The sequence below is a fragment of the Massilia sp. Root133 genome (genome assembly GCF_001426525.1).
Lineage (GTDB): Bacteria > Pseudomonadota > Gammaproteobacteria > Burkholderiales > Burkholderiaceae_D > Telluria > Telluria orientalis.
The window spans coordinates 36,259-52,694 of the sequence record NZ_LMEW01000011.1; the positions used below are offsets into that span (position 1 = coordinate 36,259).

8 protein-coding genes are annotated in these 16,436 nt (G+C 67.3%); 3 read left to right on the forward strand and 5 right to left on the reverse strand.

Annotation, left to right across the window (positions count from 1 at the left end):
* Nucleotides 1-86 precede the first annotated feature (86 nt).
* The 3 genes from ASD28_RS10410 to ASD28_RS10420 all read left to right on the forward strand — a co-directional run bounded on the left by ASD28_RS10410 (nucleotide 87) and on the right by ASD28_RS10420 (nucleotide 7,276).
* Nucleotides 87-3,548 (forward strand): glycoside hydrolase family 2, encoded by a 3,462-nt coding sequence (locus ASD28_RS10410; RefSeq protein ID WP_056126954.1) that lies wholly within the window; start codon nucleotides 87-89, stop codon nucleotides 3,546-3,548.
* Nucleotides 3,549-3,697: 149 nt separating this feature from the next.
* Nucleotides 3,698-6,355: a TonB-dependent receptor gene (locus ASD28_RS10415; protein ID WP_056126956.1), complete on the forward strand. Its 2,658-nt coding sequence runs from the start codon at nucleotides 3,698-3,700 to the stop codon at nucleotides 6,353-6,355.
* A gap of 84 nt (nucleotides 6,356-6,439) precedes the next feature.
* Nucleotides 6,440-7,276, forward strand: a complete 837-nt coding sequence (locus tag ASD28_RS10420; protein ID WP_056126880.1) for an esterase family protein — start codon at nucleotides 6,440-6,442, stop codon at nucleotides 7,274-7,276.
* A gap of 79 nt (nucleotides 7,277-7,355) precedes the next feature.
* Here ASD28_RS10420 and ASD28_RS10425 read toward each other — a convergent pair whose 3' ends face one another.
* From ASD28_RS10425 to ASD28_RS10445, 5 genes are read right to left on the reverse strand one after another with little or no spacing between them, the layout of a single operon-like run.
* Entirely contained in the window at nucleotides 7,356-8,123 is a 768-nt protein-coding gene (locus ASD28_RS10425; RefSeq protein ID WP_056126881.1) for a ThuA domain-containing protein, read from the reverse strand.
* Between the two features lie 10 nt (nucleotides 8,124-8,133).
* Nucleotides 8,134-9,027 carry an alpha/beta hydrolase gene (locus ASD28_RS10430; protein ID WP_056126882.1) on the reverse strand — a complete coding sequence of 298 codons (894 nt, stop codon included), beginning with the start codon at nucleotides 9,025-9,027 and terminating at the stop codon, nucleotides 8,134-8,136.
* Nucleotides 9,017-12,052 (reverse strand): glycosyl hydrolase family 28-related protein, encoded by a 3,036-nt coding sequence (locus tag ASD28_RS10435; RefSeq protein WP_056126883.1) that lies wholly within the window; start codon nucleotides 12,050-12,052, stop codon nucleotides 9,017-9,019. Before ASD28_RS10435 ends, ASD28_RS10430 begins: the two co-directional genes overlap by 11 nt.
* Nucleotides 12,053-12,058: 6 nt before the next feature.
* Entirely contained in the window at nucleotides 12,059-13,381 is a 1,323-nt protein-coding gene (locus tag ASD28_RS10440; protein WP_056126884.1) for a gluconate:H+ symporter, read from the reverse strand.
* A gap of 13 nt (nucleotides 13,382-13,394) precedes the next feature.
* Nucleotides 13,395-16,373, reverse strand: a complete 2,979-nt coding sequence (locus tag ASD28_RS10445; RefSeq protein ID WP_056126885.1) for a TonB-dependent receptor domain-containing protein — start codon at nucleotides 16,371-16,373, stop codon at nucleotides 13,395-13,397.
* Nucleotides 16,374-16,436 lie beyond the last annotated feature (63 nt).

The following is a 16,436-nucleotide window of genomic DNA, read 5'->3' on the forward strand; positions in this document are numbered from 1 at the left end:
ACCCTCCTTCCGGGCGGATGCAGAATCCGCCGCATAACGATGCCGGCCGTCCGCGCCGGTACTTCATGCCTACCCCGGAGACCATCATGCGCCACGCCAGTTCGGGCCTGCCCACGCCCGCCGCACGCCCGCCCCGCCTTTTGAACGCCTTGCTCGCCGCCGTGTTGCTGGCGGCATCCGCCGCCCACGCGGCCACATGGGGACCGTTCAACGCCGAATTCCCGGCCGCCGCCGATGGCCTGGTCAAGAAGGCACCCGCCGGCGTGACGCTGACGGCGCAGCGCGTCGCCATCGGCGGCTGGTTCAAGCCGTCGGAAGTCGCGCGCGGCACCGCGCTGCTGGCCGGCGCGGACGGCATCGGCTACCTGTGCAGCGTGGACGGCACGCTGGCGTTCTGCGGCGCGGGTGCGCCGGTGCGCAGCGGCGTACCGCTGCCCGCGGGCGCCTGGACCCATGTGGCGGCCAGCCGGGACGGCCGCCACGTCGTCCTGTACGCGAACGGCAGGGAAGTGGCGCGGCAGGAGGTGCAAGGCGGTGCAGCCGCCGCCGCCCAGATCGCGATCGCACCCCGCACGGGGACCGATGCCGCGTTCGCGGGCCGCGTGGCGGGGCTGACGCTGGGCGACGACGCACAGGCCGTCGCACGGCTCGCGGCGACGCCGCCAAACGAAGGCATGATCGTGTTCGAGAACGGCAGCCCGCACTGGCCGCTGCAGACCCGCCAGATGGCCGGCCAGCTCGCGCCGCAGGACGCATGGACGCTGCCGCACAGCGCGACGCCGCCGTCGCAGCCCGTCGCCGTGCCGGCCTATGCGGGGCCGGCGCTGGAACCGCGGGGCGCGAACGAATGGACGATCCGTGCGTGGACGCTGCAATCGGCGGACCAGGCACCGGGATCCGCGCAGCAGATCGCCAGCGGCGGCTATGACGCGTCGCGCTGGTACAAGGCCACGGTGCCGGGGACCGTGCTCACCACGCTCGTCGACCGCGGCGTCTATCCGAGCCCGGCGTATGGTCTCGACAACCTCGCGATCCCGGAAAGCCTCAGCCGCCAGGATTGGTGGTACCGCACGAGCTTCACGCTGCCGCGCGGCCATCGCCCCGGTCGTCACCTGTTCGTCACGTTCAAGGGCATCAATTACGCGTCCGAGATCTGGGTCAACGGCCGCCGCGCCGGCACCACGCGCGGCGCCTTCGTGCGCGGCAGCGTCGACCTGGGGCCGTACCTGAACCCGACAGGCGAGAACGTCATCGCCGTCAAGGTGTCGCCGCCGCCGCATCCCGGCATCGCGCACGAGGAATCCGTCGCGGCCGGCGTCGGCGAGAACGGCGGCGTGCAGGCGCAGGACGGCCCGACCTTCATCGCCACCGAGGGCTGGGACTGGATCCCGTCCGTCCGCGACCGCAACACGGGCCTGTGGCAGGACGTCGTCCTGCGCAGCACCGGCGACGTGCGCGTGGGCGATGCGCACGTGATCACGGCGCTCGCGGACGACCATCATGAGGCCGACGTCGGCATCGAGGTGCCGGTGACGAATTTGTCGAACAAGACCGTGCGCGCGACCGTGCGCGCCACCATCCGCGACCGGGCGGGATCGATGCAGCCGATTGTCGTGAGCCGCACGCTGGACGTGGCGCCCGGCACGCGCACCGTGCGCTTCGCATCGAACGACTTCGCCGCGCTGAAGGTGAAGCAGCCGCGCCTGTGGTGGCCGAACGGCTACGGCAAGCCGGAGCTGCACGACCTCGACGTCGACGTGCTGCAGGGCGCGGCGCTGTCCGACCATGCGCGCACCGCGTTCGGCATCCGCAGCGTGACCTACGAACTGTCGCTGGTCGACCGCACAGGCCACCTGCGCCGCGTGGAGGCCGATTTCACCAGGGCGCACGCGCTCGGCGTGCGTATCACCGACGCCCGCCACGAGGCGCTGCGCAAGGTCGCGGGCAACCAGTGGGCCACCGGCCTGCGTGCGGAAGCGGAGGGCACGGCCGCGATCCGCGAACTGGCCGATGCCGGCAGCCTGGCGCCGCACCTCGTCATCAAGGTCAACGGCGTACGCATCGCGGCGCGCGGCGGCAACTGGGGCATGGACGACTTCATGAAACGCGTCGACCGCGCGCGCCTGGAACCGTATTTCCGCCTGCACCGCGACGCCCACGTGAACATCATCCGCAACTGGGTCGGCCAGAACACGGAAGAGACGTTCTTCGAGCTCGCCGACGAATACGGCCTCATGGTGCTGAACGACTTCTGGGCCTCGACGCAGGACTACAACATCGAGCCGCAGGATGTCGACCTGTTCATGGCGAACGCCGTCGACGTCGTGCGCCGTTTCCGCAACCACCCCTCGATCGTCGCCTGGTTCGGCCGCAACGAGGGCGTCCCGCAGCCGGCGCTGAACGAGAAGCTGGAAGCGCTGATCTATGCGGAAGACGGTACGCGCTGGTACACGGGCAGTTCGAACCGCGTGAACCTGCAGAACAGCGGCCCGTACGACTACCAGCCGCCGGAAACGTATTTCACGACGCACGGCAAGGGCTTCGCCGTCGAGGTGGGCACGCCGTCGTTCCCCACGCGTGAAGCATTCGAAGCCGCGGTGCCGGCGTCCGAGCGCTGGCCGCTGGGCGACACCGCCGCGTACCACGACTGGCATCCCAGCGGCAACGGCCGCGTGGAACCGTTCATGAAGGCGCTCGAGCGGCAGTACGGCGCGCCGGCGTCGCTGGCCGACTTCGAGCGCAAGGCGCAGCTGATGAACTACGAATCGCACCGCGCGATCTTCGAAGGCATGAACGCGGGACTGTGGCGCGAGAACAGCGGCCGCATGCTGTGGATGACGCAGCCGGCCTGGCCGAGCACGATGTGGCAGATCCTCAGCCACGACTACGACACGCACGCCGCCTACTACGGCACGAAACACGCGTCCGAACCCGTGCACGTACAAATGAACCTGCCCGATCATGCGGTCGACGTCATCAACAACCCGACCGCGCCGCTGGACAAGGCGCGCGTCGCGTTCGAGGCCTGGACCGTCGACGGCCGCCTGGCGGGCCGAGGCGCCGCCACCGTCAGCGTGCCCGGCGTCGCCACGTCGGGGCCGATCGATCTCGGCATCGCGCCGCTGCTGGCGCGCGAAGGCCTGCTGGTCGTCAAGCTGACCTTGACCGACGGCGCGGGCCGCACGCTGTCGGACAACGTGTACTGGCCATCGACGAGCCCGGAGCGCCAGCGCGGCCTCGATACGCTCGCCGGCGTGCCCGTGACCGTGCGCGCATCCGCCCGTACGGAAGGTACGGCGCGCAAGGTGGACGTCACGTTGACCAATCCGTCCAGGGTGCCCGTGCTGAACACGAAACTGACCCTGCTCGACGCGGCCGGCGCGCGCGTGCTGCCCGTGTACTGGTCGGACAACTACGTGGCGCTGATGCCGGGCGAGAGCCGGACCGTCAGCGCCGAGTTTACCGGTGCGGCAGGCGCGCTGAAGGTCGCCGTACGCGCCTGGAACGGCCCGGAACAGGCGGTCGCGGTGGACGCCGCGCAGCCTTGAACCTGCGCGACAAGCTGATTGTTTAGTAAAGACGAAGAAACTGAAAGGTGTCCGGCGAAATTCTTTGATTTTACGAATTCCGATTGAAATACTCGTCGATACGTGACCGGTTCGCCGGCACGCAGAATTCAAAAAACCAAGGAGATATGATGCTGCATCCAATCAAACGGACGGCCATGAGCGTGGCCGTCGCCAGTGCCTGCACCTTCGCCGCCATGCCCGGCTGGGCGCAAACCGACGCCAAGCCTGCGCAGTCCGCCGACACGATTCCCGAAGTGACGGTGACCGCCACCCGCTTCAGCACCTCGCTGCTCAAGACGCCGGTCGCCGTGACGGCGTTCTCGCAGGACCAGCTGACCCGCAAGGGCGCCACCAACATCCGCGACCTCGCCAACGACATCCCCAACGTCACCATCGACTCGGGCCTGGACAACGGCGTGCAGATCACGATCCGCGGCATCACGTCGACCAACTTCACCGAGACGGGCGACCCGGCCGTGGGCTTCCACGTCGACGGCCTGTACTCGCCGCGGCCGCAGGGTGCGCAGGCGCTGATGTTCGACATCGACCAGCTCGAAGTGCTGCGCGGTCCGCAGGGCACGCTGTTCGGCCGCAACTCGACGGGCGGCAGCGTCAACGTCATCACCGCGAAGCCCGACTTCAACGGCAACTACGGCCGCGTGGAGACGGACCTGGGCAACTACAACAAGAAGCAGGTCAACTGGGTGCAGAACGTCGTCGTCAACGACAAGCTGGCGCTGCGCGGCTCCTTCATGCGCGTGCGCCGCGACGGCTACGCCGACCAGCACCAGGACCTGTCGGAAGCGAACGTGCCGTCGAAAGGCTGGGTCCCGAACGGCGTGCCGGACGTCGACATGCGCTACAACCGCCAGGTCCGCCCGTCCGACTACTACACCAACCAGAACGAGTGGGCCGCGCGCCTGCAGGCCCTGCTGCGCGTCAACAAGGACCTCACCCTGCACGCCGCCTACGAGCACTTCCAGGATTCGGGCGCGGGCTATGCGTTCTTCCGCGATTGCGGCGCCGGCGTGGGCACGCGCTATGCCTGCACCAACGACGAGTTCTACATCAACGTCAACGTGCCGGGCCAGACCGACATGAAGATCCGCACGGTGCGCGCGGGCGCGGACTGGAACGTCAACGACCGCACGTCGGTGAGCTACAACTTCGCCGTCGCCGACCAGCGCCGCAGCCAGATCTCGGACGACGACCTGGGCCTGCAGAACGCGCCGTCGTGGGCCGACATTGCCCCGTTCCCAAATACGAAGGACGGCAACTGGGGCACCTGGCCGCTGCGCGACACGTGGCACCGCACCGCGGATTCGCGCTACCTGTCGACCGTGCACGAACTGCAGCTCAAGCAGCAGCTGGGTTCCTTGAAATACGTGTCCGGCCTGTTCTGGATGCACGAGCGTAACCGCATCGACTACGAGATGACGGAAGCGATCCAGAAGCCGTTCGGCGACCCGGGCAGCGTGGTGTACGCGCAGCCGAACCGCCAGATCGATTCGAAGGCCATCTTCGGCCAGGCCGACTGGAGCTTCGCGCCGAAGTGGACGGCCACGCTGGGTGCGCGCTACAGCCGCGATTCGAAGGAAGACAAGGGCGGCAAGGTGTACGGTGCCAACTGGATCGGCAACCCGGCCTATTACCGCGGCCTGTACGACCGCGGCATCCCGGGCACGCCGGGCTTCACGATCCACGACGGCACCGACCTGACGCAGCAGATGGGCTGGGCCGGCGGCGGTCCGATCGCCTATGCCGGCTACGCCAACGCGACCAACAACGATCACAAGGAAACCTGGGGCAAGGTGACGTGGCGCGCGGGCCTGCAATTCCAGATCACGCCGCGCCAGATGATGTACGCGTCCGTGTCGACGGGCTACAAGGCGGGCGGTTTCGCGGACAAGGTCGACAGCTGCAACTACCACCTGTGCGCCGCGACCGGCAAGCCGGGCGAGGCGACCTTCCTGCCGTACGGCCCGGAGACCGTCACCAACTATGAGCTGGGCTGGAAGGGCCGCTTCCTGGACAACCGCCTGAGCCTCTCGGCCACCGCGTTCTACATGCGCTACAAGGACATGCAGCTGACGGGTAACTACTTCGTCAACCAGATCATCCCGGACAACGGCCTGCCTTGCCCGGCCGACCAGCCCAAGTGCGACGTGTACGAATCCTGGCGCACGATCAACGTGGGCGACACCCGCATCCCGGGCCTGGAACTGGAATGGGACTACAAGCCGTGGCGCGGGGCGCGCGTGGGCGGCGGCTTCGCCTTCATCGACACCAAGGTGCACGGCTTCTACAACTACAGCGACGACTACCAGTGCGGCGACGTGCGCGCGGAATTCGGCGTCCAGCCTTGCCCGGCCATCTACAACGGTCCGGACAAGGCCCTGCTGGGCCGCCGCCTGTACGACATCGACGGCAACCACCTGCCGAACACGCCGAAGTACCAGGTCTACCTGAACTTCTCGCAGGAGTTCGAGCTGCCGGGCGGCTACCGTCTCACGCCGTACGTGAAGGTGAACTGGCGCGACAAGGCCTATTTCGACCTGCGCAACTCGGACTGGGCCGGCATCGGCCGCTACCAGGCCGCGTATGCGCTGGCGGATGCGTCGGCACGCCTGGACGCCCCCGACGGCAACTGGTATGCGGAAGCGTACGTGCGCAACGTGACGGACAAGCGCGCCAAGACGAGCAGCGATTCGCTGTGGGGCGGCTTCATGAAAGCCACCTACGTCGAGCCGCGCATGTTCGGCATCCGCGCGGGCTTCAATTATTGAAGACTGCCTGAAGAAAGCCCGTTCCATTCGTGGCTAGAATGAGCTGGTGCTCATGGGAGGCCACGGATGGAACGTCGGTGTTTTTTGCTTGCCACGGCTGCCTGCCTGGCCGGTTGCGGAGGCGGCAACGCTTCGGTTCAGCAGACCGTCGCGCCGCTCCCTGCCGCACCGGCGGGCACCGTCGACACCCTCGCCGTCGCGAGCCGCGCGCTCGGGCGCACGATGAACGTCGCGCTCTACCTGCCGCCGGGCGGCGCGCGCCATCCCATCCTCTACCTGCTCCACGGCTTCGGCGGCAACGGCGCAGCGTTCTTCGACGCCGGCCTGGCCATCAACCGCGCGGCCGACCGGCTGGGCACACCGCTCGTCATCGCCGCGCCCGACTACGACAACGGCTTCGGCGTGAACACGACGCCGGCGCAAGGCACCTCGAGTGCCGGCGGCACGATCGGCCTGTACGAGGATTATCTGATGACGGAGATGCTGCCGGCCGTCGAATCGCGGCTCGGCGTGACGGCCACGCGGGCGGACCGCCGCATCGGCGGCGTGTCGATGGGCGGATTCGCCGCGCTGCATCTCGCATTGCGCCACCCGGAGATGTTCTCCCGCGTGGGCGCGCACAGTGCCGCGTTGTGGGACGACAGCAGCGCGGACCAGTTCACCGGCCAGCGCGACTGGCTGTACCCGACGCCGGCCCTGCGCGCGCAACGCGATCCGCTGCTGCTGGCGCAGCACACTGACCTGCGCGGCCTGCGCTTCTACCTCGACGTCGGCGACCGCGACCCGCTGCGCAAGCAGGACGAGGCGATGCAGGCGGTGCTGGGCGCCGCCAGCGAACTGCACGTGGGCAGCGGCGGCCACGACGCCCAGTTCTGGCGCAGCCGGCTGGAAGATTGGCTGTCCTTCTACAGTGCCGCCTGACGCCGCTGGCCCTGAAACAGCCCACCAGATAAATTCGGGGTCAGAGCACTCTGACCCCGAATTTTTTGACCCCGAATTTTCAGCGCTGCTGGCCGCGGCCCGTCGCCGCCCACCAGATCCCGCCCATCAGGTGCGCGAGATATTGCGGGTCGCGGTACATGTCGCCGTTGTGGCCCAGCAGCGTGACGAACACGCGGCCTTTTTCGACCGTGTGGTACCACGACACCGGGTGATCCTTGCCCATGCCCGTCGACACCTGGCCGGGCCAGATCTTCGTGACGTCGTAGCTGGATTCATCGATGTTCAGCACGGGGTGGATGGCGACCTTGTACGGGTTCGCCGTCTCGTACCACTCGTCGCTCCACATCCAGCGCGGCGGGATGCCGAACGTCGCGGGGAACGTTTTATCCACGACGTCGACGGCGCCCGTCTGCAGCATCGGGTGCGTCTTGAACGAGCGGCCGACGAGCTTCTCGTACCACACCCACCCGTTCGGCGGCGTGATCGCGGCGCGGTGCACGACAACGGCATTCCCGCCGTCACGCATGTAGGCCTCGAACTTCGCGCGCTGCGCCGGATTCAGTTCCTCGCCAGGCGTGTTGAGGAAGACGACGGCCGCGTACTGTTTCAGGTCGCCGTCGAACACCTCGGGCTTGTTCGTGTACGTGAAGTCGAACGCGTGCAGCTTCGCCAGCTTTTCCAGGCTCTCGCGCGCGATCGGGATGTATTCGTAGTGGTACTTGTTGGGGATGGCCAGCACGAGCAGCTTGTACTGCACGTCCGCCGCCCAGGCCGCCGGCGTGGCCACGGCAGCGGCCACCGCCAACGTCGATACGATGCGTTTCATGATGATCCTTTCAAGGTGCAGGCACGCCTTCCGGCTTGCGCCCATTGCGCGGCACGAGCCAGCCGCCGTCGGACAGCCAGTCCGCGAGGCGATCCGGCCAGTGCTGCAGCGAGATGCGTTCGCCGCGCTGGCCCACGTTGAAGGCGTGGTCCGTGTCCGCGTACAGGTGCAGCTCGGCCGACACGCCGGCCTTCACGAGCTGCTGGTACAGGGTGATGGTGGGCGGCATGCAGCACGTGTCGCGCGAGCCGGCGACGAGGAACGCGGGCGGCGCCCCGTCCACGGCTTTCGCGGGAGAGCCCAGCGGTCCGGGATACACGAGCACCTGGAAGTCCGGGCGCGCGCTCTGGCGGTCCAGCGCATCGGCTTTTCCGCGTGGCGCGGGCTCCGGATTGTCGGCGACGAGCGACACGAGTTCGCCGCCCGCCGAGAAGCCCATGATGCCCACGCGCTGCGGGTCGATGCCGTACTCGCCCGCATGCGCGCGCACCCAGCGCACGGCGCGCCGCAGGTCCGCCGCGCCATCGCCTTCGATGCTGTAGCCGGCGGAATCCGGATCGCGCGCCAGCCGGTATTTCAAGACGAAGGCCGTCACGCCCATGCGGTTCAGCAGCTTGCCCGCCACGACACCCTCGTTCTGGAACACGAGCATGCGATGCCCGCCGCCCGGCACGACGACGATCGCCGCGCCGTTCGCATGGCGCGGGTCGGCGCGCAGCACCGTCAGCGACGGGTCGTGCACGTTGCTGACGTACGCGCCGTCCGTCAGCTTCTCGGGCTCGCCGTGGCGCTTCTCGGAACCGGGCGCGCCGTCGGGCCACAGTTGCACGGCCTGCTGGGCGAGGGCGCTGCCGGCGCAGCCCAGCGCCAGCAGGGCGGAGACAACGATGCGCTTAGTCGACATGGCTTGTGTACAGGCTGTGGTGCGTCAGGATGAACAACGTGCGCTTGTCCGCACCGCCGAAGATCAGCTGCAGCGGCCGTTCCGGCACGTCGATGCGGCCGCGTTCCTTGCCGTCCGGGCCATAGATGAACACCTGGCCGTTGGCGACGTAGACGTTGCCGTCCGGGCCCAGGGTCGCGCTCTCGCCGCCGCGGTCGGCCACCTGCTTCAGGTCCGTGATGGCGCCGCCCTGGCCCACGAGGCCACTGAACGTGCGGTTCTCGGAACCGTTCGTGAAGATCACGCGCTCGCCCACGCGGGCGCTGGTAAAGCCGTGCGTGTCCAGCGTGTCGGACCAGCGGTAGCCCAAGTGGTTCGTCGGCCCCTGGCGCGTCACGCGCCATGCCGGGAGCACGAGGCTGCCGTCCGGCGACACGTATTCCTGCGCCTTCGGCTTCGCCACGTCGCGCGCGAACATCTCGCTCAAGGTGGTGAACTCGTAGGTCTTCGGATCGATCTGGTCCTGGAACTCGCCGTTCTGCCAGAAGTTGACGGGAATGGCCACACGCGCATCCGCACGCGCTGCGACGGCCGTCGGCTTGATCATCGTGTAGCCTTCCGGCGTCGGCGGCACGTCCGGCTTGAACGCATACACGCTCGCGCTCGGGCCGTAGTGCGACACGACCATCACGTTGCCGCTGCGGTCGATGGCGAGGTTGATCGGGTCGAGCGGCGCGTCGCGCACGATCTCCAGGCCGCGGTCATGGCTCCATGCGTGGACGCGCTTGAAGTGGCGGTCGATGAAGTACAGCTTGCCGTGGGAGTCCACGGCGGCGCCTGCGATGGAGTAGAAGCCGTCCGCCACCTTCTCGACCTTGCCCAGCGGTGCCGGCGCGGCCGTCTGCTTGCCCGTGTAGTCGAGGATCGCGAATTCGCGCTCGCGCACCTGGATGTTGTGCGTGATGTCGGTGATGGCGTTCTCGTACGGGTACTTCGACGCGCGCGCGTACGTCGTGCAGCCGTTTTCGTCGCAGGTGGCGAAGCCGCTCTCGCCGTTCACGTGCACGTTGCGAAAGCGGATGTCGCTGGAATTCGCGATGCGCACAGCCGTCACCGCCGGCTTGATGGAGCGGGTGACGCGGTAGCCGTGGTAGTTCGCGATCAGGATGTTTTTCGAATTCCGGATATCGAGCGACACGGAATCCATGCCGTCGCGGACTTCTTCTTCCGTCTGCGGCGCATAGAACGACCAGTTCTCCACGCCGTCCAGCACGATCTCGTTGCGGATGTGGTGCTCGGCCGAGAGTTCGTACACGCGGCCCGGCGTCTTCGTGTTCGTCACGTAGAAGCCCGCCTGCGCATAGCCGCTCGGCGACCAGATGCCGGTGAACGTGCCGCCGCCGCCGTCCGTCACCCAGACGCTCGGATACTGGCGGTCCCACCATGCCGTCGTATCCCAGCGGTCCGTCTTCTTGTACGGATCGGCGCGCGTGCCGTCATACAGGCGCGTGCCGTGGCCACCCTGGATGCGGACGTCGTCGACCAGCGATTGCTCGCCCGCGCGCCACAGCAGCGCGACGGCGCGGTTGTTGACCTCACCGGTCGCGAGGCCGATGCCGGACACGATGCCGGCGCCGCCGCGCGCGCTTTCCAGCAGCGCCTTCGGCGTGTCGACGCCCTGGAACAGCGGCGAGCCGTTCGGCAGCACGAGCTGCGTCAGGCCCGGGTGCAGGCCGACGATCACGGTGTCCGGCTTCATGCGGATCGTGTCGTTGACGATGTAGAAGCCCTGCGGCAGGTACACGACGCGGTTGCTGTCGATGGCCTTCTGGATGGCGGCCGTGTCGTCCGCGCGGCCGTCGCCCTTCGCGCCGAATTTGTGCACGTTGGCCCATTCTTTCGACGGCGGCAGCGCTTTCAGCACACGCTGCGGCGTGGCCTTGGCAGGCAAAGGCCCCGTCTTGTAGTTCGTCGTGAAGCGCCCCGGCGCGCCCAGCCGGTCCAGCTTCATGCCGTAGTTGAGTTCCGTGACCTCGTACGCGCGGCCGGCCCCCGCGAGGGTCTTGCCGCTGTCGCGGAATTGCGCAAAGGTCGGGACGTTACGAGCGCTGGCGTGGTCGAACGCGATCTGCGTGTAGACGTTGTCCTCGTTGCTGATGACGACGGCGGCCTTCGCCACGTTCTCGAAGCGGACGTTCTTCGCATACAGCCAGTCGCCGTAGCCGCGGTCGATGTCGATGCCGACCGGGGTGTCGCGGATGTCGACGTTGTCCAGCGTGAGCCCGGCTTCGTGTTCGCGGATGGCGGCGTCGCGCTGGCCGTCGAACGTCGCGTCGACGAGCGTGAACTGCCACGCGGGCGACGTCTTCTCCGCGAGGATGCCGTAGCGGCCCCCGTGGAATTTCAGGTCGTACGCGATGTTGCCGACGTGGTAGACGCCGGCCAGGCCGCTGCCGATATGGAAATCGATGTGCGACAGGTTCGAGTGCTGCGCCGTGTGCATGCGCACGCCGGTGGCGGCCGGGTTACCGTCGCCGATCTCGAAGTCGACGTTCGACAGCACGGAGTAGAAGGTGGCGGAGTTCGCGTCGCGCACGTCCTTGTCCGCGCCGACGGCGCCGGCGACGGGCATCGGCACCTTACCCACCGTGTACTGGTCGCCGCCGGTGAAGATCACCATGTTGGCGACGCCCTGCTGGAAGCCCGGCGTCTGCGGCGCCAGCACGAACACGGGACGCGTCGCGCCCACGCCGTACACGCGCACGGCGAGCGGAATCAGGATGCTCTTCGTGATGCGGTAGCGGCCCGACGGCAGGAACACGACGCCGCCTTCGCCCTTGTTGGCGGCGGCGTCGATGGCCTGCTGGATGGCGGCGGTGTCGTCCGTCTTGCCGTCACCCTTGGCATGCACGACGACGGCGCGCGGGTCCTCGGGCATGGTCTGGAAAGCCGACACGGAAGCGGCGGATGCTGGCGCTGCTAGCACGAACGCGAGCACAAGCGCCGCCGGCAGCGGACGTAAAAGCGTTGAAAGCGTAGTCTTCATTTATAGTTATCCTTGAGTGACGAACAGCGACAACAACATCACGAACAGCAGTCCGAACACGCCGACGAGGGTCTCCATCATCGTCCACGAGCGGAACGTATCCTTCAGCGACAGGCCGAAGTATTCCTTGAACATCCAGAAGCCCGAATCGTTCACGTGACTGAACATCAGGCTCCCTGCGCCGACGGCGAGGACCATCAGGTTCGGGTCCACGCCGGAGCTTTCCACGAGCGGCCCGACGACGCCGGCCGCCGTGATGCCGGCCACCGTGGCGGAGCCCAGGCACACGCGGATCAGCGTCGCCACGGCCCAGCCGAGCAGCAGCGGATGCACGGGCATGTGCGCGAGCTGCGTGCCCAGTTCCGCGCTGACGCCGGAATCGATCAGCACCTGTTTCAACCCACCGGCGCCGGCGATGATCATCAGGATCGGCGAGATCTCGCGCAGCGCGCCCGCGGCGCTGTCCGTCACTTTCGAAAACGGCTGGCCGCGGCCGATACCCAGCGTGACGACCGCGACAAAGTACGACAACAGCATCACGATGAGCGGACTGGATAGAAATGCGAGCGGCTTGGACAGGTCGGGACGGACGATCGTGACGAGCGTGAGTGCCCCCAGCACCACGACGGGCAGCAATGCGGTGAAGAAGCTGTTGAAGGTGCCCGGCAGCTCGCTGTCGGGGATCTCCTGCTGCGCAGTGCGGAACATCGGCGCGGGCTCGGCGCGGATGTGTTTCAGCGACATGGCGAAGATCGGCCCGGCGATGATCAGCGTGGGGATCGCGACGACGAGGCCATACAGCAGCGTCTTGCCCATGTCCGCGTGCACGGCGACGACGAGCGCCGTCGCGGACGGATGCGGCGGCAGGAAGCCGTGCGCGATCGACAGGCCCGCCAGCAGCGGCATGCCGAGCGCCACGGCCGGACGGCCGGACTGGTACACGAGCGAGAAGATCAGCGGGATCATCAGCACGAAGCCGACGTTGTAGTACAGCGGCATGCCGACGACGAAACCGGTGACGGTCATCGCCACCGGAATCCGCGCCATGCCGAGCCGGTCGACGAGGCTGATGGCGATGCGCCGGGCCGCGCCGCTGTCGGCGATCAGCTTGCCGAACACGGCGCCCAGGCAGATCACGACGACCAGGGACCCGAGCAGGTCACCGATCCCCTTTTCGATGGCGCCCGGGATCTTCGCGGCAGGCATCCCGAGCATCAAGGCGGCGACGATGGCTGCGACGACGAACGCGAGGAGCGGCTGAATCTTGCCCCACGCGATCATCACCGTCAGCAGCCCGACCGCCAGCAGTACGGACAGCAGGTTCCACACGGCCGGCCTCCGTTTAGAAGTTGTAGCGCAGGCCGGCGCGGTAGGTGCGTCCCACGACGTCGTACAGGGCGGGGTTGATCGCGAAGCTCGGGTTGGCCTGCGGTGCCGGTTCCGGATCGCGGTCCGCCAGGTTGTCGATCTTGAAGTAGACCATCAGCTGCTTCGACACGTTGTAGCTGCCGCCGAAGTCGACGTAGGTCGCGCCCTTCATCTTGTTGTCGTAGATGGTCGGGTGGATCAAGGTCGACACCGGGCAGTTCGTCTGGCACTCGATGTACTCGTTGCTGTACTTGCCGTCGCTGAACCAGCGCTCGGTGAGGGTCAGGCTCAACTTGTCGTTATCCCACGACTGCGTGGCGAGCAGCTTCCACTTCGGCGTGTTGCCCAGGTTGACGCCAGCCCCTTCCGACGGAATCGTGCCGACGACGCCCGAATCCGTGATGAAGTGCAGCGTGCGGGTGGCCAGCGCACGGACGGTGAAGCGGCCCGGCAGGTTGAATTTATCGAGGTTCGTGCGGTACGCCGACTCGATGTCGAAGCCCTTCAGATGCAGCGAAGCGAGATTGAAGTTCTGCACCGTGACGTAGTTGTTGCCCGGGCTGTTCAGCACCATCGCCTGGCAGATTTCCTGGTTGCCGGCCACGCACAGGTCGACTTCCTGCTGGATCGACAAGGTCGAGATCACGTCGTTGACCTTGATGTCGTAGTAGTCGAGCGACGTCGAGAAGCCCGGCGCCCAGCTCGGCTGGCTCAGTACGATGCCGAACGAGTTGTTGCGCGCGATTTCCGGACGCAGGTTCGTGTTGCCGACGGTGCGCTGCTGCACGCTGACCGTGTTGCCCTGGTACTGCACCTGGTTGTTGACGACGACCGGTGCCGCGAACAGTTCGGAGAGGTTCGGTGCGCGCACGTCCTTCGAGCTGACGGCGCGGAAGCGCAGGCCGTCGATCGGCGTCTTCCACGTGGCGCCGATCTTCCAGCTGCTGACGCTGCCGGCGGTGCTGTACTTGGTCTGGCGGTCGGCCAGGTTCAGGTTCGCCTCGCCCCAGGTGTCGGACTTCAGCACGGGCAGGTTCAGCTCGATGTACGCCTCGCGCACGTTGTACGAGCCCGCGCCGTTGTGATAGTTACCGGCATACCAGTTGTTGCCGACCGTGCTGTTGAGGGTCGGATCGAGCGGGTAGGCGGCACCGCCGATCGAATCCGGGGAGACGCCGGCGCCGTACGGGTCGCCGTGCACGTCGTATTTCTCGCGGCGCCATTCGGCACCCGTCGCCATCGACAGCGGACCGGCCCAGCCTTCCCAGATCTCGCCGTTGAAGTTGGCGCTGGCCACGTCCTGGCTCTGCGTCGTGCGCTGGATCGGGCCGGCGCCCGGCGCGATATAGCCCCACGCGGCCGGATCGACCGGGTTGTTGCCGATGATGTTCAGCGGCACGCAACCGTTGGCGGCGGCGACGGCGTTGCGGCAGACGATCTTGCCGCTGGCATCGCGCACGGCGTCGATCGCGTTGTTGTAGCGCGTGTTCAGCGTGATGTCGTAGACGTTGATGTTCGTCGTGTTCTCGCCGTGTTCCGCATACGCGTCGTACGACCAGTCCTTGCCGAACAGCGTGAACGTGCCGTCCGCGCCGACGACGAAGCGGCGCTGCGTGCGCGTCGGGTGGACGTTGATGTTTTCCGGGAAGATCGCGTTCGCCGTGCCGTACTGGAAGCTCTTGATGTTGTTGGCCGCGCAGGCCGCCGCGATCGACGCCGGCAGGAACGGGTTGTCGCACTGGATCGTCAGGTTGGCCTGCTTGGCCGCACCCGGGTTCGGCGAGAAGTGCGATTTCACCTGCGCATAGTTCGCGGTGAAATAGATCTCGTTATCCGCGTCGAGGTCCCAAGACAAGCGCGTGTAGGCGACTTGTCGCTTGAAATTCATCGCGAGGTTCGTACCGGCGCCCACGCTGCCCGAGAGGTCGCCGCCCACGCAGAATGGATTCACGCAGTTCGTGACCTGGCCGGTGCCGGTCGGCACGCCGTTCGAGCCGTAGTTGAACTGGTACGGCACGCCGCCGTCGCCGAACGCGGTGCCCTGCAGCGGGCCGTTCGTGATCAGACCGTATTTCGAATACTGGTATTGCTGGGCATGGTCGATGGCCATGTATTCCGGCTTGCCGTCGGTGGTCTGCGACAGCGGACGGCGCTGGAACACCGTGTTGCGGTACCACGTGCGGCCGCCTGCGCCCACTTCGCCGAAGCCCGGCGCATCGATGCCGTTTTCCTTGCTGAACTCGCCGCTGACGGTCGCGTGCAGGCGGTCGTCCATGAAGCCCTTGCCCCAGGCGGCCTGCAGCGTGCCGCTCTTGTCGTCGTGGTAGCGCGTCTGGCCGCCCTCGACGTTGGCTTTAAAACCCGTGAATTTTTTGTCGGTGATGAAGTTGACGACGCCACCCACCGCATCGGAACCGTACGACGCCGACGCACCGCCCGTGACGACGTCCACGCGTTTCACTAGCAGTTGCGGGAACTGGCTGACGTCCGTGACGCCGGTGACGTTCGCGCCGACGACACGCTGGCCGTCGAGCAGGGTCAGGGTCCGGATGGTGCCCAGGCCGCGCAGGCTCAGCGAGCTCAAACCCTGGATGCCGCTCGACGTGCTGTTGGTGCTCGTCGTGCGGCCCGTGCTGCCTTGCAGCGCCGGCAGTTCGGCCAGCGTGTTGAACAGGTTCGGCTTGGCGGCCTTTTCGAGGTCGGCGCTGGACAGGCTCGTCGTCGGCGTCGGCTGCGTGAAGCCGCGGGCCGCGATGCGCGAGCCGGAAATGCGCACGACGTTCGCTTCCGGGACGGCGGGCGTGGTGCCGGCGGTCTGGTCGGCCGGGGCCGCTTGTGTGTCCGTAGCGGGTTGTTGTGCCGGTTCGGCCTGCTGGGCGTGAGCGGCGCCGAGCATGCCGCACGCGCTGGCGACGGCGAGGTTGATGAGGGTGCGTTGTAGTGGTGTACGCATGGTAGTCTCCATTATTCTGATGTGGTCGGCATGCCGCCTCGGATGGGCGGCTGGGCCGGGTGC